19 protein-coding genes and 1 tRNA gene are annotated in these 24,619 nt (G+C 68.3%); 12 read left to right on the forward strand and 8 right to left on the reverse strand.

Features of this window, described 5'->3' with window-relative positions; genetic code table 11:
* Entirely contained in the window at window positions 1-372 is a 372-nt protein-coding gene (locus AB0M87_RS22455; protein ID WP_365855591.1) for a VOC family protein, read from the reverse strand.
* 527 nt (window positions 373-899) lie between these two features.
* Between AB0M87_RS22455 and AB0M87_RS22460 the strand changes: the two genes are divergently transcribed.
* Together AB0M87_RS22460 and AB0M87_RS22465 are read left to right on the forward strand one after the other, a co-directional pair.
* Window positions 900-1,103 (forward strand): cold-shock protein, encoded by a 204-nt coding sequence (locus AB0M87_RS22460; protein WP_015607926.1) that lies wholly within the window; start codon window positions 900-902, stop codon window positions 1,101-1,103.
* Window positions 1,104-1,198: 95 nt separating this feature from the next.
* Window positions 1,199-2,752, forward strand: a complete 1,554-nt coding sequence (locus AB0M87_RS22465; RefSeq protein WP_365855593.1) for a DEAD/DEAH box helicase — start codon at window positions 1,199-1,201, stop codon at window positions 2,750-2,752.
* A gap of 121 nt (window positions 2,753-2,873) precedes the next feature.
* Here the strand turns inward: AB0M87_RS22465 and AB0M87_RS22470 are convergent, their stop codons facing one another.
* Window positions 2,874-3,764 carry a hypothetical protein gene (locus AB0M87_RS22470; protein ID WP_365855595.1) on the reverse strand — a complete coding sequence of 297 codons (891 nt, stop codon included), beginning with the start codon at window positions 3,762-3,764 and terminating at the stop codon, window positions 2,874-2,876.
* Between the two features lie 193 nt (window positions 3,765-3,957).
* On the opposite strand from AB0M87_RS22470, the gene AB0M87_RS22475 reads away from it, so the two are divergent.
* Both AB0M87_RS22475 and AB0M87_RS22480 read left to right on the forward strand, forming a co-directional pair.
* A complete protein-coding gene (locus AB0M87_RS22475) occupies window positions 3,958-4,737 on the forward strand; it encodes a serine protease (protein ID WP_365855938.1) in 780 nt (259 codons plus the stop codon).
* Window positions 4,738-4,805: 68 nt separating this feature from the next.
* Window positions 4,806-7,934, forward strand: coding sequence for an endo-alpha-N-acetylgalactosaminidase family protein (locus AB0M87_RS22480; protein WP_365855597.1), 3,129 nt, complete (start codon window positions 4,806-4,808; stop codon window positions 7,932-7,934).
* Between the two features lie 75 nt (window positions 7,935-8,009).
* Here AB0M87_RS22480 and AB0M87_RS22485 read toward each other — a convergent pair whose 3' ends face one another.
* On the reverse strand, window positions 8,010-9,761 hold the full coding sequence (locus AB0M87_RS22485; RefSeq protein ID WP_365855599.1) for a beta-galactosidase family protein: 1,752 nt from the start codon (window positions 9,759-9,761) through the stop codon (window positions 8,010-8,012).
* A gap of 104 nt (window positions 9,762-9,865) precedes the next feature.
* Here AB0M87_RS22485 and AB0M87_RS22490 point away from each other — a divergent pair, with 104 nt between their 5' ends.
* The 5 genes from AB0M87_RS22490 (at window position 9,866) to AB0M87_RS22510 (ending at window position 16,821) form a co-directional block, all read left to right on the forward strand.
* Window positions 9,866-10,744, forward strand: coding sequence for an AraC family transcriptional regulator (locus AB0M87_RS22490; RefSeq protein WP_365855601.1), 879 nt, complete (start codon window positions 9,866-9,868; stop codon window positions 10,742-10,744).
* 11 nt (window positions 10,745-10,755) lie between these two features.
* Complete coding sequence (locus AB0M87_RS22495) at window positions 10,756-11,058, forward strand: chorismate mutase (protein WP_365855603.1); 303 nt, start codon at window positions 10,756-10,758, stop codon at window positions 11,056-11,058.
* Between the two features lie 149 nt (window positions 11,059-11,207).
* Entirely contained in the window at window positions 11,208-13,760 is a 2,553-nt protein-coding gene (pepN, locus tag AB0M87_RS22500) for an aminopeptidase N (RefSeq protein ID WP_365855605.1), read from the forward strand.
* A gap of 176 nt (window positions 13,761-13,936) precedes the next feature.
* Window positions 13,937-15,343, forward strand: a complete 1,407-nt coding sequence (locus AB0M87_RS22505; RefSeq protein WP_365855607.1) for a pyridoxal-dependent decarboxylase — start codon at window positions 13,937-13,939, stop codon at window positions 15,341-15,343.
* On the forward strand, window positions 15,340-16,821 hold the full coding sequence (locus AB0M87_RS22510) for a SidA/IucD/PvdA family monooxygenase (RefSeq protein ID WP_365855609.1): 1,482 nt from the start codon (window positions 15,340-15,342) through the stop codon (window positions 16,819-16,821). Before AB0M87_RS22505 ends, AB0M87_RS22510 begins: the two co-directional genes overlap by 4 nt.
* A gap of 64 nt (window positions 16,822-16,885) precedes the next feature.
* On the opposite strand, the gene AB0M87_RS22515 is transcribed toward AB0M87_RS22510, so the two are convergent.
* Window positions 16,886-18,703 (reverse strand): 5'-nucleotidase C-terminal domain-containing protein, encoded by a 1,818-nt coding sequence (locus AB0M87_RS22515; RefSeq protein ID WP_365855611.1) that lies wholly within the window; start codon window positions 18,701-18,703, stop codon window positions 16,886-16,888.
* 127 nt (window positions 18,704-18,830) lie between these two features.
* On the opposite strand from AB0M87_RS22515, the gene AB0M87_RS22520 reads away from it, so the two are divergent.
* Window positions 18,831-19,553: an SIMPL domain-containing protein gene (locus tag AB0M87_RS22520; RefSeq protein WP_365855613.1), complete on the forward strand. Its 723-nt coding sequence runs from the start codon at window positions 18,831-18,833 to the stop codon at window positions 19,551-19,553.
* A 137-nt stretch (window positions 19,554-19,690) separates the two neighbouring features.
* Window positions 19,691-21,127 (forward strand): pyruvate kinase, encoded by a 1,437-nt coding sequence (gene pyk / locus AB0M87_RS22525; RefSeq protein ID WP_365855615.1) that lies wholly within the window; start codon window positions 19,691-19,693, stop codon window positions 21,125-21,127.
* Between the two features lie 17 nt (window positions 21,128-21,144).
* Here the strand turns inward: pyk and AB0M87_RS22530 are convergent, their stop codons facing one another.
* On the reverse strand, window positions 21,145-21,927 hold the full coding sequence (locus AB0M87_RS22530; RefSeq protein ID WP_365855617.1) for a transcriptional regulator: 783 nt from the start codon (window positions 21,925-21,927) through the stop codon (window positions 21,145-21,147).
* A gap of 109 nt (window positions 21,928-22,036) precedes the next feature.
* Window positions 22,037-22,111: transfer RNA gene (locus AB0M87_RS22535), tRNA-Leu, on the reverse strand.
* A 100-nt stretch (window positions 22,112-22,211) separates the two neighbouring features.
* Between AB0M87_RS22535 and AB0M87_RS22540 the strand changes: the two genes are divergently transcribed.
* Window positions 22,212-22,868, forward strand: a complete 657-nt coding sequence (locus AB0M87_RS22540) for a response regulator (protein ID WP_365855619.1) — start codon at window positions 22,212-22,214, stop codon at window positions 22,866-22,868.
* Between the two features lie 69 nt (window positions 22,869-22,937).
* Here AB0M87_RS22540 and AB0M87_RS22545 read toward each other — a convergent pair whose 3' ends face one another.
* Window positions 22,938-23,654, reverse strand: coding sequence for an ABC transporter ATP-binding protein (locus tag AB0M87_RS22545; protein WP_365855621.1), 717 nt, complete (start codon window positions 23,652-23,654; stop codon window positions 22,938-22,940).
* Complete coding sequence (locus AB0M87_RS22550; protein WP_365855623.1) at window positions 23,651-24,613, reverse strand: ABC transporter ATP-binding protein; 963 nt, start codon at window positions 24,611-24,613, stop codon at window positions 23,651-23,653. The genes AB0M87_RS22545 and AB0M87_RS22550 overlap by 4 nt, the downstream gene beginning before the upstream one ends.
* Window positions 24,614-24,619: the final 6 nt, after the last annotated feature.

Consider the following 24,619-nt stretch of genomic DNA (forward strand, 5'->3'; position numbering starts at 1 on the left):
TCAGTGGCGGACCAGGCAGAACGGATGCCCCGCCGGGTCCGCGTACACCCGCCACCCCTGAGCGCTGTCGTCGAGCAGATGGGCGCCCGCGTCCAGTACCTCCACCTCCGCCCGGTCCAGGTCCGGCACGCCGAAGTCCAGATGGAACTGCTGGGGCCGAGTGGGATCGGGCCAGGCCGGCGGCCGATGGTTCTCGGCCCGTTGGAACGCCAGGACCAGCCCGGACGTGGTGTGCAGCGTCGACCAGTCCTCGTCGGGCGACCAGCGGGGATCGGGCCGGTCGACCGTGCCGCCGAGCACCGACCGGTAGAACACCGCCAGGCCGGCCGGGTCGGGGCAGTCCAGCACTATGCACTGCATTTCCGCGATCATGACCCGAATCCTAGGCCGCCAGGACTTCCCGCCGGCACGCGGAGGGTGATGTGCCAGGACTGGCGGAGGGTGATGTGCCAGGACTGCGGGACACCCGGGGACGAACCCGTACGGGTGAACGTCGGTGGGGGAGACGACCCCGCCACGCCACCCCCGGTCGAGGTCCGCCGTCGGGGGCGACACGACGTTCTCCGAACGGATCCGAAGATTCGAACCCCGTGCCCGACCGCTTGATCATGTCAACTCTCGCCACTGTTCGGCGAGTTGACGTGGCACACGAAACGGGGTGCCGTTCCCGGGAACGCCCGGCCGACACGTGGGCCCCAGGCGTCCACACATCCGGGCGACAAGCGTGCTAGGCTGACGTTGTTGCAGTTTTGGTACCCATGAACTTTATGTGCGCCTGACGGGAATGCTCCGACAGGCGCATTATTGTTTTCCGGCTTTTCTCCGGATGGGGTTCAATGCGGCGACGCGGAATTCGTAAAGTGCGAATTTCCGGCACTGCACCTGTTGAGGAGAATGTTATGGCCACCGGTACCGTGAAGTGGTTCAACTCGGAAAAGGGCTTCGGCTTCATCGAGCAGGACGGCGGCGGCGCCGACGTCTTCGCCCACTACTCCAACATTGCCACCCAGGGCTTCCGTGAGCTCCAGGAGGGCCAGAAGGTCTCCTTCGACGTCACGCAGGGCCAGAAGGGCCCGCAGGCGGAGAACATCGTCCCGGCCTAATTGTCGGACGCGTACCTCGCTGACCGGGGCCCGCACCTCCAAGGTGCGGGTCCCGGTTTGTGCTGTCCTACACCTGGCAGGAAGGCTAAAACTGCATGACCCGCTCCGCTGAACGCCCGGCACGCCCCGCACGCACCAGTCCGCCGAGGGGCCGAGGCAAGGCCCCCGCAAAGTCTCCGGCCCGCAAGGCAGCGCCCAGGCCTGCCGAATTCACGCTGCCGGACACCATCACCCCCGCGCTGCCCGCCGTCGATGCCTTCGCCGAGCTGGACATGCCCGCCGCCCTGCTGAAGACCCTCGGATCACAAGGCGTCACCGACCCCTTCCCGATCCAGGCAGCCACCCTGCCGAACTCCCTCGCGGGCCGCGACCTGCTGGGCCGCGGACGCACCGGATCCGGCAAGACCCTCGCCTTCGGCCTCGCCCTGCTCGCCCGCGTCGCCGGCCGACGCGCCGAACCGCGCGCACCGCTGGCCCTCGTCCTGGTACCCACCCGGGAACTCGCGCAGCAGGTCACCGACGCGCTGACGCCGTACGCCACCTCGGTGAACCTTCGGCTGACCACCGTCGTCGGCGGTATGTCGATCTCCCGGCAGTCCGGCGCGCTGCGCCGCGGCGCCGAAGTGGTCGTGGCCACCCCCGGCCGCCTCAAGGACCTCATCGAGCGCGGCGACTGCCGCCTCGACCAGGTAGGCATCACCGTGCTCGACGAGGCCGACCAGATGGCCGACATGGGCTTCATGCCGCAGGTCACCGCACTCCTCAAGCAGGTGCAGCCCGGCGGACAGCGGATGCTGTTCTCGGCGACCCTGGACAAGAACATCGACCGCCTGGTGAAGATGTTCCTGTCCGACCCCGTGGTGCACTCCGTCGACCCGTCGGCCGGTGCGGTCACCACCATGGACCACCATGTGTTCTACATCGCCGACGAGACCGACAAGAAGGCCGTCACCACCCGGATCGCGGCCCGCGACGGCCGGGTGCTCCTCTTCCTGGACACCAAGCGCTCGGTGGACCGGCTCGTCAAGCGGCTGCTCGCCAGCGGCGTACGGGCGGGCGGACTGCACGGCGGCCGTTCGCAGCCGCAGCGCAACCGTACCCTCGACCAGTTCAAGAACGGTCTGGTCAACGTCCTGGTCGCGACGAACGTCGCCGCCCGCGGCATCCACATCGACGACCTCGACCTGGTCGTCAACGTGGACCCGCCGACCGACCACAAGGACTACGTCCACCGTGGTGGGCGCACCGCGCGCGCCGGTGGGTCCGGCAGCGTCATCACACTGGTGCTCCCGGAGCAGAAGCGGGAGATGACCCGGCTGATGTCGGACGCCGGTATCACCCCGCGGACCGCCCGGCTGAAGTCCAGCGACGAAGAGCTCACCCGGATCACCGGGGCGCGGGAGCCCTCCGGCGTGGCCGTCGTCATCGACGTGCCGCAGCAGGCCACCCAGCCGCAACGCCGTTCCCGGCCGAGCCGGCCCGCAGCGGGCGGCACGGCGGCGGCCGGCCAGCCGGGCCGCAGCCGCGGTCGCCGCGGCGGCCAGGGGCAGGGCCAGGGCGGCCAGGGCCGCAGCGCGGCGGGCCGCAGTGCCCAGAGCCGCAGCGGTCAGGGCCGCGGCGGCCAGGGTGGCCGCCGGGCCGCCGCCTGAGAGGCGCCCGGCCTTCGTACCCCGACGCCCGTCGGCGCGGGAGCGTGCTCAGCACCTCCCGCGCCCCGGGCCGGTCACCGCAGCCGGCACCTCACGTGTCGCAGCCTCAGGTGTCGCAGCCTCACGTGTCGCAGTCGAGGACCGTCCCGCACAACCCGCAACGCGCCCGCACCCGCCCCCGCACCGGCACCCGGATGCGCTGTTGGCAGGTGGGACACGGGAAACTGACCCGCAGTCCGTTCCCGGCCTCTTCGAAGGCGTACGGGGTGCGCGGCGGGCTGTGACTGCCGTGCTCCAGCGCGTACTTGCGGTTCTTGGCATAGGCACGACGGCCCACCCAGCCCGCAGCGGCCAGCGGCGGCAGCCGGCTGTCCTGACGGGCCCGGTCCAGGCCTTTGTTGTACGCGGTGTACGCCTGCGGGCTGGTGAACCAGATCGACGGATCCTCGTCGAAGGCCAGAGCTCGCTTGGCCAGCACATAGCCGAACTCCTCAGGGGTGAGATACCCCAGCTTCTGGCTGGACACCCCGTCCTCGCGGTATGCGTCCAGCAGCAGCCAGCCCGCCCCCAGATAGGTGGTCGCGGTGTCGGTGAGGATCTCGTTGTCCCGGGTGCCGGTGAAGCTCAGGTCCAGCCGGTGCAGCAGGACATGCATGACCTCATGGGCCAGCGCCGCGCCGATATCGTTGCGGTGCGTGCGGAAACGGTTGTTGAGCTCGATGAAGTACTCCGGCCCCGCCGCCAGTTCGACCCCCGCCGCATGGTGCATCTCACGAAAGCTCACGATCATGCGGGCATCCGGCAGATGCAGATGCTGGACCATCGCGTGCGCCACCCGCTGTGCACCCAAATGGAGGTCGTCCAGGTCGGAAAAAGCGACGTCGGCCGGGGCGACGCTCGGGGCGTAGCTGCGGATGCCGTCGTACGAGAGGCGTTTGTGCAGTGCGGTGATGGCCGCCCGCACGGTCTCCAGGTGCGGAAAGCCGTGCACGACCTCGCTGTCGTCCGTCACATGGCCCACTCTACGGCGGGCGGAATCGCCGGATAGTGACGAGTCTTATGGGACTGATCCTTTTCGGATCGCCGGAACGATACCCCCCATGAGAGGAAGCCCGTTGAACCGGACACTCTTCGACCCGACCCGGCCCGCCCGATCCCGGACCGACCGGTCCCGGCCCGACCGACTCCGGTCCGGCCGGGCAGTCCTGCGCCGGACGCTTCGCACCGTCAGACGATCCGCCGCGGCCGGCGCCGTCATACTGGCCGCCGTCAGCCTCCAGCCCACCGCCGCCGTGGCCGCCGCACCGGAGCCCATCGTCGGCGGCACCCGCGCCGCCGAGGGCGAGTTCCCCTTCATGGTGCGTCTCTCGATGGGATGCGGGGGCGCGCTCTACGCCAAGGACATAGTCCTGACCGCCGCGCACTGCGTGTCGGGGACGGGCAACGACACCTCGATCACCGCCACCGCCGGCTCGGTCGACCTGCAGAGCCCGAACGCCGTTGACGTCACCTCCACCAAAGTCCTCCAGGCCCCCGGCTACGACGGCCGGGGCAAGGACTGGGCGCTGATCAAACTGTCCAAGCCGCTGAACCTGCCGACCCTGAAGACCGCCACCAGCACGGACTACGACAAGGGCACCTTCACCGTCGCCGGCTGGGGCGCGACGAGCGAGAACGGCGACCAGCAGCGCTACCTGCGCAAGGCGACCGTCCCCTTCGTCTCCGACACGCAGTGCGAGAAGGCGTACGGGTCGGACCTCACGCCGAGCGACGAGATCTGCGCCGGCGACGTCGCCCAAGGCGGCGTCGACAGCTGCCAGGGGGACTCCGGCGGCCCGATGTTCCGCAAGGACGACACCGGCGCCTGGATCCAGGTCGGCATCGTGAGCTGGGGCCAGGGCTGCGCCGAGCCCGGCTACCCCGGCGTGTACAGCCAGGTGTCCACCTTCGCCGCCGACATCAAAGCGGCCGCGGCCACCCTGTAGGGCCGCGCAGGCCGTTAGTCCAATATCTCTCCCCGCTTTGTCCATAGGCGCATACGCCGCGCTCCTCCATGGTGACGTGCACGGATGATCGTCGCGATGGAGGAGCGAGCGTGTACCCAGCAGAGCGAGGACCCAGCCGCAGGACCGTTGTGGCCGCCACGGCGCTGGCCGGCGCCGGAGCGGCGTTCGCCGCACCGCGGGCCGGGGCAGCGGAGCCCGCGACCGAGGCCGTGCTGCGCTCCGGCGACCTCGACGTCCGCGTCGACCGGCGCTTCCCGCGGATCGTGTCGTACACCGACAGAGAGACCGGCGCGTCGCTGCACGGCCAGGCCGACCCGGTCACCACCGTCCTGATCGACGGGACGGAGCACACCCCGGACGTCACCGCGCGACCCGGCCGCGACCGGATCACGTACATCCTGCGCTTCGACGGCGGCACCGAGATCCGGGCCGAGATCCGCGTCGACGGATGGCAGAGCCACTGGCGGATCACCCGGATAGCGGACTCGGCCGCCCTTCGGGTCGGCACCCTGGAGATCCCCGGGCTCGCCTTCCTCTCCGTACGCAGCGACCAGCCGGGCGCCACCCTGCTGGCCGCCCGGCTCGACCTCGACAAGGCGAAGAGCGGCGACACCCTGGTCCAGCTCACCCCGCAGACCCCGGCGGACCCCGCCCCCCTCGGCTGTGCATACGCCGTCGTCGCGCACGACCGCGTCGGCGGAGCCGTCGAGACCAACACGGTCTACGACAAACCGACCTCCGCCGCGGGCACCACCTGGGAGAACGGCAGGCTGTGGCGGCAGACCGTGCACCGGGACGGCCTCGCCGAGGCACGGCTCAGCTGCGGGCAGTGGACCCACCGGGCGGCCGGCTCACCCGTCGACGCCACGGAACCGCTGCCGTACGCGACCGTCATCCTCACCCGGGACCGCAACGGTGACGGCCTGGTCGACTGGCAGGACGCCGCCATCGCCTTCCGCGACATCATGGTGACGCCGCTCGGCGCGGACGAGACCCACCTGCGGGTGGTCCCGCACATCCCGTTCAACTTCGCCTCGCAGGCCACCAACCCGTTCCTCGCCACCCTCGACCACGTCAAACGGATCTCGCTGGCCACCGACGGGCTGCGGCAGTACACCCTGCTCAAGGGCTACCAGTCGGAGGGCCACGACTCGGCGCACCCGGACTATGCGGGCAACTACAACAAGCGGGCCGGCGGCCTCGACGACCTGAACACGCTGGTCCGTGAGGGCCGCAAGTGGAACAGCGACTTCGGCGTACACGTCAACGCCACCGAGTCGTACCCGGTGGCCCACGCCTTCTCCGAGAAGCTCGTCGACAAGAACGACAAACAGTGGGACTGGCTCGACCAGTCCTACCGCATCGACGCCCGGCGCGACCTGGTCTCCGGCGACATCATCAAACGCTTCCAGGACCTCCGCGACGACACCGACCCGGCGCTCAACACCATCTACCTGGACGTCTTCCGGGAGTCCGGCTGGAACTCCGACCGCCTCCAGCTGGCCCTGCGCGACCAGGGCTGGCTGGTCTCCAGCGAATGGGGGCACGGCCTCGAACGTTCGTCACTGTGGTCGCACTGGGCCAACGAGACCGACTACGGCGGCGACACCTCACGCGGCATCAACTCCCGGCTGATCCGCTTCATCCGCAACCACCAGAAGGACGTCTTCGCCAACAAATGGCCGACCCTGCTCGGCGCCGGCCGGATGGGGAACTTCGAGGGCTGGGTCGGCAAGACCGACTGGGACGCCTTCTACACCATCGTGTGGACCGACGCGCTGCCCGCGAAATACCTCCAGGCGTACCCGATCAAACGGTGGACCGAGCACGAGATCACCTTCTTCGGCCCCACCGCGACCGTCGTCGACGACCAGGACGGCTCCCGGCGCATCACCACCGACGGGCGGGTCGTCCACCAGGGCGGCAGCTACCTGCTGCCCTGGGAACCGCGCAACGCCACCGACCCGGCCAAGCTGTACCACTACAATCCGAACGGCGGAACCAGCAGCTGGCAACTGCCGCGCGGTTGGGCCGGCGCATCGCGTGTCTCCCTGTACCGGCTCACCGACCAGGGCCGTACACACGAGCGCGACCTGCCGGTCCGCTCCGGAAAGGTCACCCTGGACGCGAAGCCCGGGCAGCCGTACGTGCTCTACCGCCACCGGCCCGCCGCCCCGCCGGCACCCCGCTGGGGGCAGGGCACCCCGGTGTACGACCCCGGCTTCCACTCCGGCTCACTGACCGGCCTGCACACCGAAGGCCCCGCCTCGGTGGTACGCAACGAGCTCGGCGACTACGAACTGGTCATCGGGGCCGGTGCCGGCGCCGCCGTCAGCCGGCGGCTCGGCCGACTCCCCGCCGGCACCTACGCCGCTTCCGTACAGGTCGAAGTCGGCAGCACACCGGGGGAGCGGCGGCGGGCCGCACTGGAAGTCCGTACCGCCGACGGAGTCACCGCCACCAACTGGACCGACGTGTCCTGCGCGGGCAACTACGTCGCCGCCGACCGCAAACACGGCTCCCGCTTCCAGTCCATGTTCACCTGGTTCACCGTGCCGGAGAGCGGCGGCCGGGTCGACCTCACGCTGCGGGCCGCCCCGGGCGAAGCCCGGGTGCGCTTCGACAACATCCGCATCACCCCGGCGCGCGACATCGGCGGGCACACCCACCAGGCCGGCACCCTCGCGTTCGAGGACTTCGAACACGTCCCGCACGGCTGGGGCGTCTTCGTCAAGGGAGACGCCGGCGGCTCGACGGACCCGCGCACCCACATCGCCCAACGGCACGCGCCGTTCACCCAGCGCGGCTGGAACGGCAAGGCCATCGACGACGTCATCGACGGTGGCGAAACGCTCAAGTCCCGCGGTGAGAACACCGGCCTGGTCTACCGCACCGTGCAGCACACCGTCCGCTTCGAGGCCGGCAAGCGCTACCGGGTCTCCTTCCGATACGAGAACGACACCGCCGGCCAGTACGCCTGGATCACCGGCGTCGACGAGCCCGCCGCCCGCGAACTGGACCGCACACCGCTGCCCGTCGCCACCGCACCGACCCCGCTGACCTACGAGTTCACCGCACCCGCCGAAGGTGACAGCTGGGTGGGCCTGCGCAAGGTCGGCGACGACGGGGTCGCGGAATTCGCCCTGGACACCTTCGAGGTACGCGAGGTGCGCTGAGCGGATCCGACCGTCAGGGCACGCCCCCTCCCGGTAAAGGCGAATGACGCCGCTCAGGGGGCGTGCCCACCGCGGTCACCGCGCGGCAGGGGGCGGCGGGCCGAGACGCAACCGCGGCTCGCCCGCCGCCTCAAACTCCAGCACCCACACCTCGTTCTCGTCCTCCCGCAGCACCGGGCCCGGCACATACAGCGCGTCCTGCGGCCCGGCCGACCAGTAGCGGCCCAGACAGAAACCGTTGACCCAGACGAAACCCCGCCCCCAGCCCGGCAGTTCCAGGACCGCGTCCCCCGCACCGCGCACCTCGAACCCCGCACGGAACAGGCCCCTGCCCCCGGCCGTACCCCGCTCCACCGGCCGGAACGGCAGCCGCGCGACCGCACCCGCCCCGTCCAGCGTGTCCAGCCGAAGACCACGCGAGCGGAACCCGTGCAGAAACTGCCGCTCGTGCAGCACACCCCCGGTGAGCCCCTTGCCCTCACCCAGCCGAGGCCCGTAATTGACCCGGCCCAGCGACTCCACCCACACCTCCACCGACGCAGGCCCCGCCACCTCGGCGCCCGGCTCGGCCCGCACCCCGTCGACGTACATCACCGCCACATCACGCAGACCCGGCAACGCCAGCGGATACCGCTGCCGCGGGCCGGGTACCTCCACCCGGTAGCGGACCAGGCCGCGGTCCACGTCCAGCTCCTCGAAGGTCGGCGGCGCACCCGTGACCTGCTCCGGGCCGCCCAGACCATCCATCACCTCGTCGAGCGACACCCACCCGGTGACCGCAACGCCCACCGGCCGGGCAAGGGCCGGCGGAGCCGGCGGCAACCGCGGCAGCGGACCATCGCCGTAACCGGCCAGGACCTCGCGGAACAGCCAGAACTTCTCCGTCGGCCGCCCGTACTCATCGACCGGCGCACCGTAGTCGTACGACGTCACCGTCGGCATCAGCGCACCGTCATGCAGCTCACCCGAACGATTGGCCCCCGCCCAACCACCGAAGCTCGTCCCGCCGTGCGCCATGTACAGATTCACCGAAGCACCGCACTCCAGGACCTCCCGCAGCGCCCCGGCCGCGTCCGCCGGATCCCGCACCACACCTTCCGCACCCCAGTGATCGAACCAACCGCACCAGAACTCCATACACATCAAAGGCCCCGACGGCCGGTGCCGGCGCAGCACATCGAAACCCGCCCGCGCGTCCGCCCCGAAATTCGCCGTCGCCAGCACGCCGGGCAGCGAACCCCCCGTCAGCATGTGGTCCTCCGGACCGTCCGACGTGAACAGCGGCACGCTCACCCCGCAGGTCCGCAACAGATCGGCGAGATGACGCAGATACACCTGGTCAGAGCCGTAACTGCCGTACTCGTTCTCGACCTGCACCATGATCACCGGGCCGCCCCGGTCGATCTGCCGGGGCACCACCTCATGCAGCAGATGAGAGAACCAGCGGTCCACCCGGCGCAGATACTCCGCGTCCCGGGTCCGCACCCGCAGACCCGGCACACCCGTCAGCCAGTGCGGCAACCCACCGTTCTCCCACTCCGCACAGATATACGGCCCGGGCCGCACCACGGCCCACAACCCCGCCCGCTGCGCCGCGTCCAGGAACCGGCCGAGCGCCTGCACATCACGGAAGTCGCCCTCCCGCGGCTCGTGCAGATTCCACGGCACGTACGTCTCCACCGTGTTCAGCCCCAGCGCCCGCAGCATCGCCAGACGATGCTCCCACTGCCCCTCGTGCACCCGGAAATAGTGCAGGGCACCCGACAACAGCCGCACCGGCCGGCCGTCGATCCGGAAATCCTCTTCACCCACCGTGAAATCAGCCACCCGCCCACCCTCAGCCCTGGCGGCGGGCCCGGTCCATGGACAAAGATCAACGCGCATTGGACACACCGGCACGGAACGAGGAAGGACAAGGAGGAAGAAAGCGCATGTACCACACCTGGATGCGCTATTTCACCCCCAGCCCCGCGCACCACGCACTCGGCCTCGTCTGCCTCGGCGTCGGACTCCAACACGGCACCCTCCCCGCCGTCGGCCCCCGCACCCTCGACCACCACGTCGCCGTCATCATCGGAGCAGGCAGCGGCTGGTACGCCGGCGCCGACGGACACACCCGCACCGTCACCGCACCCGCACTCATCTGGATCACCCCCGGCATCACCCACCACTACGGAGCAGACCCGGCCACCGGCTGGGACGAATCCTTCGTCGACTTCACCGGACCCGCCACCGAGACCTACACCCAACTCGGCTACATCGAGCCCACCAGACCCGTCGTCCCCCTCTCCGACGTGGCAGCCGCCCGCACCACCGTCGGCCGCATCGCCCGCGCCGCCCGACGCGGCAACCCCCTCCTCGAAGTGGAAACCGGCGCCGCCGTCCACGAACTCCTCGTCGCCCTGCGCCGCGCCCGCGCCGACACCAACGCCGACGGCGACCCCGTACTCAAAGCCCTCAGCCGCGACGCCTGCCGACCGCTCACCATCGCCGAACACGCCGCCCGCCACGGCATGACCCCCAACGAACTGCGCAACGCGGTACGAAACGGAGCAGGCTGCAGCCCCAAGGACTACCTGCTCGGCATCCGCCTCGGCCGCGCCAAGGAACTCCTCGCCGCCACCGACCTGCCGGTCGCCGCGGTCGCCCGGCGCGTCGGCTACCACGACCCCGCCTACTTCTCCCGGCTCTTCACCCGGCGCGTCGGCACACCCCCCGTCGTCTTCCGTAAACAGCAGAGCCACACCGTCCACGGCGGCTGGAGTGACCAGATACCGGACCCCGACAACCCACCGACGATCACGACGTAAGCTCGACGACCATGACCGAGACAGCCCCGTCCGTACAGGCCGAACTGGACCGCCTCCGCGAGTCCATCGACAACATCGACGCCGCCGTCGTCCACATGCTCGCCGAACGCTTCAAATGCACCCAGCAGGTCGGCCACCTCAAGGCCCGCCACCACCTCCCGCCGGCCGACCCCGCCCGCGAAGCCCGCCAGATCGCCCGCCTGCGCCGCCTCGCCGAAAGCGCCAAACTCGACCCTGCGTTCGCCGAGAAACTACTCAACTTCATCGTCGCCGAAGTGATCAGGCACCACGAACGGATCGCCGAGAACCACTGACCGAGACACACCCCGCGAAGCCCCCGACCGCACCCCTGGAGGGCTCCGGGCGGCCCGGGCGGGACCCGGGCGGAGCACACCCACCCCACCGGCCACCGGAACCGGCGACCCCATGCGCGCCGTCGGCACCGTACGGCACGATGGGGTGCATGTCCGTACTGACGCGCGACGAAGCGCAGCTCCGAGCCCAACTACTCGACGTCCAGCGATACACGATCAACCTCGATCTGACGCAGGGCGACGACACCTTCGACTCCCGCACCGCCATCCACTTCACCGCACGCGCGGCCGGGGACACCTTCGTCGAACTCAAGCCCGCAGAGCTGCGCTCCCTCACACTCGACGGACACGCCCTCGACCCCGAAGCGCTCACCGAAAACCGCTACCCGCTCACCGGCCTCACCGAAGGCCCCCACGAACTCCGCATCGACACCGCCATGCGCTACTCACGCACCGGCGAAGGCATGCACCACTTCACCGACCCCACCGACGGTGAAACCTACCTCTACACCCAGCTCTTCATGGAAGACGTCCAACGCGTCTTCGCCGCGTTCGACCAGCCCGACCTCAAAGCCGTCTTCGAGCTCGACGTCACCGCCCCGCCCGGCTGGACCGTCCTCGCCAACGGCATCACCGAACACACCGGCGAAGGCCACTGGCACGCCGCACCCACCCCCCTCATCTCCACCTACCTCGTCGCCGTCGCCGCCGGCCCCTGGCACTCCGTGACCACCCAACACGCCGGACTGCCCTTCGGCATCCACTGCCGCCGCTCCCTCGCCCCCTACCTCGACGCCGACGCCGACGAGATCTTCGAGATCACCCGCGCCTGCTACGACCGCTACCACGAAAAATTCGACGAGCCCTACCCCTTCGACTCCTACGACCAGGCCTTCGTCCCCGAATTCAACGCGGGCGCCATGGAGAACCCCGGACTCGTCACCTTCCGCGACGAATTCATCTACCGCTCGGCCGTCACCGACACCGAACGCCAGACCCGCGGCATGGTCATCGCCCACGAAATGGCCCACATGTGGTTCGGCGACCTCGTCACCCTCCAATGGTGGGACGACATCTGGCTCAACGAATCCTTCGCCGAATACATGGGCTACCAGACCCTCACCGAAGCCACCCGATTCACCGACACCTGGGTCGACTTCGGCATCGCCCGCAAATCCTGGGGATACGACGCCGACCAACGGCCCTCCACCCACCCCGTAGCCCCCGACCCCACCGCCGTCCCCGACACCGCATCCGCGATGCTCAACTTCGACGGCATCTCCTACGCCAAGGGCGCGTCAGCGCTACGCCAACTCGTCACCTGGCTCGGCGAAAAAGACTTCCTGGCCGGCATCAACACCCACTTCGCCCGCCACCGCTTCGGCAACGCCACCCTCGCCGACTTCATCGACAACCTCGCATCCGCCACCGACCGAGACGTCCATGCCTGGGCCGAAAAATGGCTCCGCACCACCGGCGTCGACACCCTCACCCCGCACCTCACCGCGACACCCACCACGTGGACCCTCACCGCCGACCGCGCAGGAAGCCGCCCCCACCGCATCGCCGTCGGCGCCTACGACCACGACCCCGTCGACCCCGCACACCTCAACCTCCGCGAACGCTTCGAACTCGACATCCCCGCCCAGGAAACCGCCCCGGCACGCCCCGGCCGCCGCCCCGACCTGCTCCTCCTCAACGACCAGGACCTGACCTACGCCAAGGTCCGCCTCGACAAGAAATCCTGGGACACCACGCTGCGAGCACTCTCCGGCATCCCCGACCCGCTCACCCGCGCCGTCATCTGGAACGCCGCCCGCGACATGGTCCGCGACGGCGAACTCCCCGCCACCGCCTACCTGGAAGCCGCCGCAGCCCACCTCCCGCAAGAAGACGACCTGGCCATCACCGAAGGCGTACTCGGCTTCGCCGCCACCCACATCGCCGACCGCTACCTCCCCACCGACGACCGCCCCGCCGCGCTCGCCACCCTCACCACCATCTGCCGCGCCATCGTCCGCCGCACCGAAGGCTCGGCATCCGAGGTCACCTACAACAGCCGAGGCGAAGCGCAGCGGAACGGCAAAGCCCCCGGACTGCGACTCATCGCCGTACGCCACTTCATCGACGCCGCCACCCAACCCGACGGCATCCAGGCCTGGCTCTCCGACGGCAGCATCCCCGGCGGACCCGAACTCGACCCCGAACTGCGCTGGCGCATCCTCCACCGCCTCGCCGCCCTCGGCGCCACCGACGACCCCACCATCACCGCCGAACTCCAGCGCGACCCCAGCGCCACCGGACAGGAAGGCGCCGCCCGCTGCCGCGCCGCACTGCCCACCGCAGAAGCCAAAGCCGCCGCCTGGCACTCCATGTTCACCAGCGACGACCTGTCCAACTACCTCTTCACCGCCACCGCCCAAGGCTTCTGGCAGGCCGAACAAGCCGAACTCGTCCAGCAGTACACCCAGCGGTACTACGACGATGCCGCCGCCCTCGCAGACCGGCGCGGCCCCGCCATCGCCGACGCCGCCGCCCGCTACGCCTTCCCCGCCCACGACATCACCCCCGAAGCACTCGCCCGCGGCGAACGCTGCCTGACCGACAAGGACCTGCTCCCCGCACTGCGCCGCCGACTCGCCGACCAGCTCGACGACCTGCGACGCGCACTCGAAGTCCGCGGCAACCACATTCCGTCCTGACGACCCACATCCCGTCCTGACGACCCGGTGAGCGCATAGCACCACCGGCACACCAAACCCCCTACCCCGCCAAGGCAGTACCACTTTCGGGTTGAGATCGTTGTGCTCTTCGGGCGTGCCGCCTGTTCCCCCTACAGGCTGGCACCACAGCCCCACGCGCACCGAAGGACACCCGCATGAGTACGCCGCCCCCAGGACAGGACCTCGCCGGAGGGGCCGCAGGCCCGACCGCCCTGCGGCCCCTCATCGCCACCGTCCTCGACGCCCTGAGCGACGGAGCAGCCCACCGCAACGGGCCCCTCCCCGCCGGCGGACCACACGCCGTCGCCGCACACGTACGCGCCACCACCCAACCCGTACTGCCCGAAACCGGCACCGGCGCCGAAGAAGCCCTCCGCACCCTCGTCCACACCCTCGCCCAGGGCGCCGCCGACCCCGCCGACCCCCGATGCGCCGCCCACCTGCACTGCCCGCCGCTCGCCGTCGCCGCCGCAGCAGACCTCGCCGCATCCGCGCTCAACCCGTCGATGGACTCCTGGGACCAGGCCCCCGCAGCCTCCGAACTCGAAACCCTCGTCACCCGGGCACTCGCCGCCGAGATCTACCCCACCGGCGACGCACTCATCACCACCGGCGGCACCGAATCCAACCAACTCGCCCTGCTCCTCGCCCGCGAACGACACGGCACCGTCCAACTCGTCCACGGCGCCAACGCCCACCACTCACTGCACCGCGCCGCCTGGCTGCTCGGCCTCCCCGAACCCCTCACCGTCCCCACCCCCCACGGCACCCTCGACCCCGCCGCACTCCACGAAACGCTGCACACCGCCCGCACCCGCGACACCCACCGAGGACCGCGCCCCGCCACCCTCCTCGTCGCCGCCACCGCAGGCACCACCGACGCCGGACTCATCGACCCGCTCCCCGACATCGCCGACGTCTGCGACCACCACCACGCCGAACTCCACATCGACGCCTCCTACGGCGGCCCACTCCTCTTCAGCGACACCCACAGAACCAAACTCGCCGGCCTGCCACGCGCCCACTCAGTAACCCTCGACCTGCACAAACTCGGCTGGCAACCCGTCGCAGCCGGACTCCTCGCCGTCCCCCGAACAGCAGACCTGCACCCCCTCACCCACCAGGCCGACTACCTCAACGCCGACGACGACACCGAAGCAGGCATCCCCGACCTCCTCGGCCGCTCACTGCGCACCACCCGGCGCCCCGACGTACTCAAAATCGCCGTCACCCTCCGCGCCCTCGGACGCACCGGCCTCGCCGCCCTCATCGACCGGACCTGCGCCATCGCCCAGGAACTCGCCGACCTCATCGAAGCCCACCCCGACCTCGAACTACACCAACGACCCACCATCTCCACCGTCCTCTTCCGCCCCACCCGAGCCGACGACCCGACCGTCGCCCACATCCGCCGCACCCTCCTCACCAAAGGCCACGCCGTACTCGGCCGGGCCCACGCGGACCACCGCCTCTGGCTCAAAGCCACCCTGCTCAACCCCCACGCCACCACCGGTGACCTGGAGGCACTCCTCAAACTCCTGGAAGGCAGCACACACCGATGACCGACCAGCAGCCCACCGACAACCCGCCCAAAGGCAGCAGGCCCACCGACAGCCGGCCCGCCCACGGCCGACTCCGCGACGCCGCCCGGCCCCTCGACGAACAACCACACGACCTCCTCGGCATCGGCATCGGCCCGTTCAACCTCTCCCTCGCAGCCCTCGCCCACCCCCTCACCCACCTCTCCACCACCTTCTACGAACAACGCCCCGCCTTCCACTGGCACCCCGGGCTGCTCATCGAAGACGCCACACTCCAAGTCCCCTTCCTCGCCGACCTGGTCACCCTCGCCCAACCCGCCAGTCCCTGGTCATTCCTCAACTACCTCAAAGAACACGAACGGCTCTACCCCTTCTACTTCGCCGAGCACTTCCACATCCGGCGCACCGAATACGACGCCTACTGCCGATGGGTCAGCGAAAACCTCCCCGGACTCCACTTCGGCCACCAGATCGACGCCATCCGATGGAACACCGACCACGCACTCTTCGAAATCGACTACACCCAACTCGACCCCGACGGTGAAGCCCAAGCACTCGGCCGCACCCACACCCGCAACGTGGTACTCGGCGTCGGCACCGAACCCCACATCCCCGACCCCCTCAAACCACTCGCCGAAGCACCCACCGTCCCCGTCGTCCACTCCGCCCACTACCTCGACAACCGCGAACGACTCCTCGCCGCCGAACACATCACCGTCATCGGATCAGGACAATCCGGCGCCGAAATCTTCCTCGACCTGCTCCGCGCCCGCCCCACCGGCCACGAAAAAATCCACTGGCTCGCCCGCACCGAAGCCTTCGCCCCCATGGAGTACTCAAAACTCGGCCTCGAACACTTCACCCCCGACTACACCCGCTACTTCCACCAACTGCCCGAAACCACCCGTGACACCCTCAGCGCCCAACAATGGCAACTCCACAAAGGCATCGACACCGACACCATCGCCGCCATCCACGACGAGCTCTACCGACGCACCCAACACGGCGGCTGGCCCGACGCCGTCCTCACCCCCGGAGTCACCGTCCGCACCGCAGGACGCGTCGCCACCACCAAAATCGAACTCCACCTCGAACACAGCCGACAAGGCACCCGCAGCCGCCTCACCACCGACGCCGTCGTCCTCGCCACCGGCTACCACGAACGCCCCATCGACGCACTCCTCAGCGGCCTCGACCCCTACCTGCGCCGAGACGCATCCCAACGCCCCCGCATCGACGACCAATACCGCCTCATCCTCGACCCCCGCGTCACCGGAGCCGTCCACGTCCAGAACGCCGAACGCCACACCCACGGCGTCGGCGCCCCCGACCTCGGCCTCGCCGCCTGGCGCAGCGCCACCATCCTCAACTCCATCACCGGCACCAACCCCTACCCACTGCCGCGCCGCACCGCATTCACCAGCTTCGGCCTCGACCGCGAACACGCCCTCCCCCCACACCACCACCCCGACCTGGTGCCCCTCGCCGAACGCAGCTGAACCAAAAAAGGGGTCCGGCCCAGCCACCACAGCCGAACCGGACCCCACCACGCAAAACCACCCGTCAGAACACCGGTGTACCGTCCCGCGTCAGCTTCCAGTCCACCGACGCGAACTCCGCCGCATCCACCGTGCCCTTCGCCTGCAACCACGCAATGATCGTGTTCCGGATCTCATCCGAATTCGCCCACAACTGCTGCGCCGCCGGCACATGCGGGAAATTACCCCCACCACTCGCCCGGTAATTGTTCACCGCCAACACGAACTGCGCAGCCGGATCAATCGCCTTGTCGCCGAAGCGCAGATTCGCAATCCGGGAACCAGGCGCCTTCGCGATATCGATCTCATACGTCAGACCCGACACCGCGTCATAATTGTAATCCGGGGTATCGTCCGCATTCGTCAGATTCGACGTGTCCACCGGACCACCGGCCGGTGTCTGCACGTAATACCGCGCCGAGAACTCCAGATAATCCCTGATCTGCGCACCCGTCACCAGTCGCGCCTCCAACGTGTTCTCGAACGGATACAGTCCCGCCGCATCCTTGATCGTCACATCACCCGCCGGGATCCGCGCCGAACGTGAGAAACACGAAGCCTGCGACAGCACCGGCAGCGCCGCATACTCGCCACCCGCCAGCGCCGCCTGCACCGTGTCCGCCTGCACCTTGTTGATCAGATCGATGATCGGCTCGTCCTTCCACGGCGCATCCGCCGTGGTCATCTCCGCCACAGACGTCCCGATCACCTGATTCACATACGCCACCACCTTCTTGTGCTCATCCGCCAGCAGCCCGGTGATCCTCGGATCCTCCACCGCCGTATTCGAATTGAGCACCCGCGCACCGGCCTTCTCGACCGCCCAGCGGCCCCTCTCCCACACCAGATCAAAATCGAAGACCGTCAACCGCTCCCCCCACAACAGCGGCTCCGACAACACCACCGGCTTGCCGGTCTCCTTGTTCTCCACCAGACGCTCAGGGATCTCCACATGCGCGTGACCCACCAGAATCGCATCGATCCCCGGCACCTTCTCCGCCACCAGACCCGCCGCGTTCTCCACATACGGAATCTGATCCCCGTAGGACGACGTGCCACTCGCCCCCGAATGCGCCGACACGATCACCACATCCGCACCCATCGAACGCAACCGCGGCACATACTTCGCCGCCTGCTCCTCCAGACCCGGGAACGTCATCTTCCCCTGCACATTCGCCTTGTCCCAGATCGCGATACCCGGATTCGTCAGACCCAGAATCGCCACCCGCACATCACGACCGTGCGGAGTACGCAGCGTCTTCATCACATACGGAGTGAACGCCGGCCGCAACGTCTTCGCGTCCAACGCATTCGCACCCAGCAGCGGAAAATCACACTGCTCCTCGAACTTCCGCAGCAGCGGAATCCCGTAATTGAACTCATGATTACCGAGCGCAGCCGCGTCATAACCGATCACGTTCATGGCCTGCGCCATCGGATGCACCGGACCACGCTTCGCCGTGATCGGATCGATCCGCGCGTAGTAGTACGCCAACTGGGTGCCCTGGATCGTGTCACCCGCATCGATCATCAGGGTGTTGTGACGGCCCTTCTCCGCACGGATCCCCTCCACCAGCGTCGAGATCTTCGCCAGACCGACGTCATTGTGCGCGGCGTCGTCGTACTCCTTGTCCGTGAAGTAATCCCAGTTGAAGACATGACCATGCAGATCCGTGGTGCCCATCACGGTGAACGAGTACCGCTTCGGCCCATGCCCACCACCGTGACCCCGCCCGGACTCCTGACCACGAGCCTCGGCGGGCACAGCCACACCTCCCACCATCGCCACACCGGCGCCCGCGGCGGCCGAAGTACCCAGGAACGTCCTACGGTTGAGCGGCATTTGATCTCCCTCGTCACGATGCACAACGCGCGTAGATTCTGACCCAGGAACCCCACCGCGCAACAGCCCCCACGCATTTCGATCTGATGACCGGCAACCGTCGTACCGGGGTGACAGAGTGAAACCCATGACCGACGAAGCACCCCCGCACACCCAAGCCGCGCCCTACGGAACCCCCGACGTCCCCCGCGTCGCCGTCCGAGGCGAAGCACGCCTGGAAGTCGACCCGGAAACCGCCCGCATCAGCGTCACCGTCAGCGCCCGCGGCAAAGACCGCCGCGCCGCACTCGACGACCTCACCCGCCGCAACGCCTGGCTGCTCGACCTCGCCAAGTCCTACGGCCCGTCCGTCGAGAAAATCGAAACCGGCACCTTCTCCGTCACCCCCGAACCGGCCCAGCACGGCCGCGGCGAACGCATCCGCGCCTACCACGGCCGCGTCCACATCACCCTCGTACTCAACGACTTCACCGCACTCGGCGAACTCATCACCCGCATCGCCGACCTCGACATGACCCGCATCGCAGGACCCTGGTGGTCACTGCGCCCCGACTCACCCGCACACGGCGAAGTCCGCCGCCAAGCCGTCAGAGAAGCCGTCCAACGCGCCCGCGAATACGCCGACGCACTCGGCACCCGGCTCGCCGCGCTCGTAGAACTCGCCGACCTCGGCGCAGAGAACACCGCACACGCGCCCGGAATGCCCGCCGCACCCGGTGGCATCCGCGCGAGAGCCGCCTACGGAGGCGGCGAAGCCGAAGCACCCGCCGCGCTCGACCTCGAACCGCAGCGCCAGACCGTTTACGCCCAGGTAAACGCCCGCTTCACCATGACACCGCCAAAACTTTGAAGACCGACTCTGCAAACTGCTCATCGGAGCGGGCCCCTGCACAATTCAACACTTGTCAATAGCCCTTCACCCAAAGGATGTTGGCTCGTCATGTGCAACCAATTATCTACCCGGCAGTAAGGTCTAGGCTCGAATACATGCGCCGAGCGAAGATCGTCTGCACCCTGGGGCCCGCCACCGACTCGTACGACCAGATCAAAGCACTGGTCGAAGCCGGAATGGACATCGCCCGCCTCAACCTCAGCCACGGCACCTACGCCGAACACGAGGCGCGCTACCGACGCGTGCGCCAGGCATCCGAGGAGACCGGACGCAGCGTCGGCATCCTCGCCGACCTTCAAGGCCCGAAGATCCGCCTCGGGCACTTCGCCGAAGGACCGGTACTCCTTGAACGCGGCGACGAATTCACCATCACCGTCGCCCCCGGCGCCCAAGGCGACCGCAGCACCTGCGGCACCACCTATGACGGACTCGCCGCAGACGTCGCCACCGGCGAACGCATCCTCGTCGACGACGGCAAAGTCGCCCTCGAAGTCACCGGCATCGAAGGCCCCCGCGTCCACACCATCGTCGTCGAAGGCGGCATGGTCTCCGACCACAAGGGACTCAACCTCCCCGGCGTCGCCGTATCCGTCCCCGCCATGTCCGACAAGGACGCCGAAGACCTCCGCTGGGCCCTGCGCACCGGCGCCGACATCATCGCCCTCTCCTTCGTACGCAGCGGACGCGACATCGACGACGTCCACCACATCATGAAGGAGGAGGGCCGCACCCTCCCCGTCATCGCCAAGGTCGAAAAACCCCAGGCCGTCGACAACATCGACGACATCGTCGCCGCCTTCGACGGCATCATGGTCGCCCGCGGCGACCTCGGCGTCGAAATGCCGCTCGAACAGGTCCCGATCGTCCAGAAGCGCGCCATCAAACTCGCCAAGCGCAACGCCAAACCGGTCATCGTCGCCACCCAGATGCTCGAATCGATGATCGACAACTCCCGGCCCACCCGCGCCGAAGCCTCCGACGTGGCCAACGCCGTCATCGACGGCACCGACGCGGTGATGCTCTCCGGCGAGACCAGCATCGGCAAGTACCCCGTCGAAACCGTCCGCACCATGGGCCGCATCGTCGAAGCAGCCGAGGAGGACATCCTCGCCAAGGGCCTCCCGCCGCTCACCGACCGCAACAAGCCCCGCACCCAGGGCGGCGCGGTCGCCCGCGCCGCCGCCGAAATGGGCGACTTCCTGGGAGCGAAGCTGCTGGTCGCCTTCACACAGTCCGGCGACACCGCCAAGCGCCTCTCCCGCTACCGCTCACCCATCCCGCTCCTCGCCTTCACCCCCGACCCGGCCACCCGCGCCCAGCTCAACGTCACCTGGGGCGTCGAGACCTACCTCGGCCCGCAGGTCGACTCCACCGACGAGATGGTCGCCCAGGTCGACGAGCTGCTGCTGGCGGCCGGCCGCTGTCAGCAGGGCGACATCGTGGTCATCACCGCGGGCTCCCCGCCGGGCGTGGCCGGCACGACGAATCTGGTCCGGGTGCACCATGTGGGCGAGGACGACTCGCCGAAGTAGCGGCGGCGCCGGGCCCCTCAGAACTTGGGGCCCACATGGGCGTCCATGAGGGCCACGGACGTGCGTCTGGCCACCGAGACGTTGTACGGCCTGCCATGGCGGGTGCAGTTCTTCCACTCGATCCCGAGCTTGTCGAGCGTGTTGGTGTAGAGCCGGCGGATGTCGTCCGAGACGTTGGTGAACCAGTACCGCGGATACTCGTAGCGCTTCCGCTCTCCGCCCACGACGCGCGTCGTCCAGTTCATGTTTCGGCACCCGTCCGAGTGGATCAGGCCCCGGATGAACTCCCAGGGGTGCTCGTCCACGATTGTCTGCTGCCAGGGTTCGAGGATGATCGCCCGGTCGTGCTTCTTTCCGGGGCCGTGCTGCGGGAATAGGCAGGGCCAATGGCGGCTGTAACTGGCAACTGCTACGCAGCCCTTCCGTTGGACTACGCAGACGGAATCTTCCGGGCGTACGGCCTTGATGGCTTCGCGGCACTCGTCGACGAGTCCGGGCCAAGCATCCGCACACACGATGCGAAGATAGAAGCCCCCTTTGGGGTGGGCGCTGATGCAGCCGTCGCCAAGGTAGAGGCCCAGCAGGTATGCGTAAGCGGCCGTATCAGCGGGCACGCCGGCCTCGGGACGGCATCTCGGGCAGGGCAGTGCTTTGACGAGACGGGAAGGCAGCGGATCTATTCGGATCTGCCAGTCGCGGATCGCGGCACGAGAAATGCCGGTCTGCTGACTGACGGAATTCAGGCTGCGCCCTTGCGCGATGAGTGCGAGCGCCCGCTTGCGTGTGTCCACGTCGTACATGCGCCTGATCTTGACGAGACCGAGGCGTCATCGACGGAAATCCGTGGTGTGGTCACACAGTTGTGTGAACTTGTTTAATTCCTCAGTGCCCTTACAATCTAAGGAAAAGTGCCCCGAGTCGGATTCGAACCGACACTGGATGGGTTTTGAATCCATTGTCTCTAACCAGTTGGACTACCGGGGCCCACTGAATCGAAGGTTTCCTTCGACCCGCTGCGCACTCACCATACCGTAGCTGGGTAGGCTCTTGGGAGCTGCACCTGCCCCGCAACGAGGAGCCCCCCGTGACCGCCCCCGAGTCGCCCCAGCCCGTCGCCGACGACGACAAGTCGCACGTCCCGCCGCTGACGACCCGCGTCGTCATCGCCGAGGACGAGGCCCTGATCCGCCTCGACCTCAAAGAGATGCTCGAAGAAGAGGGCTATGCGGTCGTCGGCGAAGCCGGAGACGGGCAGCGGGCCGTGGAGCTGGCCCGGGAGCACAAGCCGGATCTGGTGATCCTCGACGTGAAGATGCCCGTGCTCGACGGCATCTCGGCCGCCGAGAAGATCACCGAGGAATCCATCGCGCCAGTCCTGATGCTGACCGCGTTCTCGCAGCGTGACCTGGTCGAACGGGCCAGGGACGCCGGAGCGATGGCGTACCTGGTGAAGCCGTTCTCCAAGAGTGACGTGGTCCCGGCCATCGAGATGGCCGTGTCCCGCTTCACCGAGCTGAAGGCCCTGGAGCAGGAGGTCGCGGACCTCTCGCAGCGGCTGGAGACCCGGAAGCTGGTGGACCGGGCGAAGTCGGTGCTGCAGACGCAGTACGGGCTGTCGGAGCCGGCCGCGTTCCGGTGGATCCAGAAGACGTCGATGGACCGGCGCATGTCGATGCAGCAGGTCGCCGAGGCGGTCATCGAGGACGGCGAGGAGAAGAAGGCCGCCGCGAAGGGCGAGTAGGACATCAAGCGGAAAGGGCTCGCGCCGCCGTGAGAACGGCGGTGCGAGCCCTTTCGCCTGCGTACCGGGTCAGTCCTCGCCGAGATACGCCTTGCGGACCGACTCGTCGTGCAGCAGGTCCTGACCGGTGCCGGAGAGGGAGATTTTGCCGATCTCCATGACGTGGCCGTGGTCGGCGAGCGAGAGCGCGGCCTGGGCGTTCTGTTCGACGAGCAGGATGGTCATGCCCTGGGACTTGAGTTCGACGATGGTCTCCATGATCTTCTGCATCATGATCGGGGAGAGGCCCATGGAGGGTTCGTCGAGCATCAGCAGTTTGGGCTGGGACATCAGGGCGCGTCCCATGGCGAGCATCTGCTGTTCGCCGCCGGAGAGGGTGCCCGCTGCCTGCTTTCGGCGTTCGCCGAGGATGGGGAAGAGGTCGTAGGCGCGCTGGATGTCCTTCTCGATGCCTTCTTTGTCGTCCCGCAGGAACGCTCCGAGCTGGAGGTTCTCGAAGATGGAGAGACGCGGGAAGATGTGTCGGCCTTCGGGGGAGTGGGCCATTCCGAGGGCGACGATTTTGTGGGCGGGGACGCCGTTCAGTGGTTTTCCGTCGAAGGTGACGGTGCCGCCGATCGGTTTGATCAGTCCGGAGAGGGTGCGCAGCGTGGTGGTTTTCCCGGCGCCGTTGGTGCCGATGAGGGTGACGACCTGGCCGGCTTCGACGCTGAAGGAGATGCCTTTGACGGCTTCGATCTTGCCGTAGGCGACCCTGAGGTCGTTGACCTCGAGGAGAGCGGTCACTTGCTGTCTCCTTTAGTGCCGGTGGTGCTGGTGGTGCCGGTGCTGCTGTCGGTCTCGGCTTCGGCCTGGGTCTGGGCTTGGGCCTCGGTGACCGCTTCCGCTTCGGCGACGGCTTCCGCTGCTTCGACCTCGGCGAGTTCTTCGTCGCCGGGGGCGCCTTCGAAGGGTGTGCCGAGGTAGGCGGCGATGACGCGTTCGTCGCCCTGGACCACTTCCGATGTGCCTTCGACGAGTTTTTCGCCCTGGACGAGGACGGCGACGCGGTCGCAGAGGTTGAAGATGAAGCGCATGTCGTGCTCGATGACGAGGACGGCGATGCCTTGGTCGCGGATGGCGAAGACGAGTTCTTCGGTGGCGCGGGTTTCTTGCGGGTTCATGCCGGCGGTGGGCTCGTCGAGGAGGAGAAGGCCGGGTTCGCTGGCGAGGGCGCGGGCGATTTCGAGCTTGCGTTGTTCGCCGTAGGGGAGGTTGCGTGCGAGGTGGTCGGCTTTGTGGGCGAGGCCGATGAACTCGAGGAGTTCGGCGGCGCGTTCGCGGGATTTGGCTTCAGCTTTGTGGAAGCCGGGGCCGCGCAGGATGGCGGACCAGAGGCCTTCTTTGGTTCTGGTGTGGCGTCCGACGAGGACGTTTTCCAGGACGGTCATGTTGGCGAAGAGCCGGATGTTCTGGAAGGTGCGGGCGATGCCCGCTTTGGTGACGAGGTGGGGCTTGGGGGGCAGTACGGTGCCTTGGTAGCTGACTGTGCCTTCGGTGGGCACGTACAGGCCGGTGAGGCAGTTGAAGAAGGTGGTTTTGCCGGCGCCGTTGGGGCCGATCAGGCCGACGATCTCTCCGGCGTTGACGGTGAGGTCGACGTTGCGTACGGCGGTGAGGCCGCCGAAGCGCATGATGACGCCTTCGGCCCGGAGCACGGGGGTGCTGGTGGCTTCGGGGGTCTGCGCGATGGTTTCGGTGGTCATGTCGTT

This window comes from Streptomyces sp. NPDC051320 (genome assembly GCF_040682175.1).
GTDB lineage: Bacteria > Actinomycetota > Actinomycetes > Streptomycetales > Streptomycetaceae > Streptomyces.

Bases quoted from the DNA above. Each gene is read 5' to 3' on its own strand.
- AB0M87_RS22515 (WP_365855611.1), bottom strand. From the start codon at position 18,703: ATGCCGCTCAACCGTAGGACGTTCCTGGGTACTTCGGCCGCCGCGGGC.
- AB0M87_RS22510 (WP_365855609.1), top strand. From the start codon at position 15,340: ATGACCGACCAGCAGCCCACCGACAACCCGCCCAAAGGCAGCAGGCCC.
- AB0M87_RS22550 (WP_365855623.1), bottom strand. From the start codon at position 24,613: ATGACCACCGAAACCATCGCGCAGACCCCCGAAGCCACCAGCACCCCC.
- AB0M87_RS22455 (WP_365855591.1), bottom strand. From the start codon at position 372: ATGATCGCGGAAATGCAGTGCATAGTGCTGGACTGCCCCGACCCGGCC.
- AB0M87_RS22520 (WP_365855613.1), top strand. From the start codon at position 18,831: ATGACCGACGAAGCACCCCCGCACACCCAAGCCGCGCCCTACGGAACC.
- AB0M87_RS22460 (WP_015607926.1), top strand. From the start codon at position 900: ATGGCCACCGGTACCGTGAAGTGGTTCAACTCGGAAAAGGGCTTCGGC.
- AB0M87_RS22505 (WP_365855607.1), top strand. From the start codon at position 13,937: ATGAGTACGCCGCCCCCAGGACAGGACCTCGCCGGAGGGGCCGCAGGC.
- AB0M87_RS22465 (WP_365855593.1), top strand. From the start codon at position 1,199: ATGACCCGCTCCGCTGAACGCCCGGCACGCCCCGCACGCACCAGTCCG.
- pyk (WP_365855615.1), top strand. From the start codon at position 19,691: ATGCGCCGAGCGAAGATCGTCTGCACCCTGGGGCCCGCCACCGACTCG.
- AB0M87_RS22495 (WP_365855603.1), top strand. From the start codon at position 10,756: ATGACCGAGACAGCCCCGTCCGTACAGGCCGAACTGGACCGCCTCCGC.
- AB0M87_RS22480 (WP_365855597.1), top strand. From the start codon at position 4,806: ATGGTGACGTGCACGGATGATCGTCGCGATGGAGGAGCGAGCGTGTAC.
- AB0M87_RS22490 (WP_365855601.1), top strand. From the start codon at position 9,866: ATGTACCACACCTGGATGCGCTATTTCACCCCCAGCCCCGCGCACCAC.
- pepN (WP_365855605.1), top strand. From the start codon at position 11,208: ATGTCCGTACTGACGCGCGACGAAGCGCAGCTCCGAGCCCAACTACTC.
- AB0M87_RS22530 (WP_365855617.1), bottom strand. From the start codon at position 21,927: ATGTACGACGTGGACACACGCAAGCGGGCGCTCGCACTCATCGCGCAA.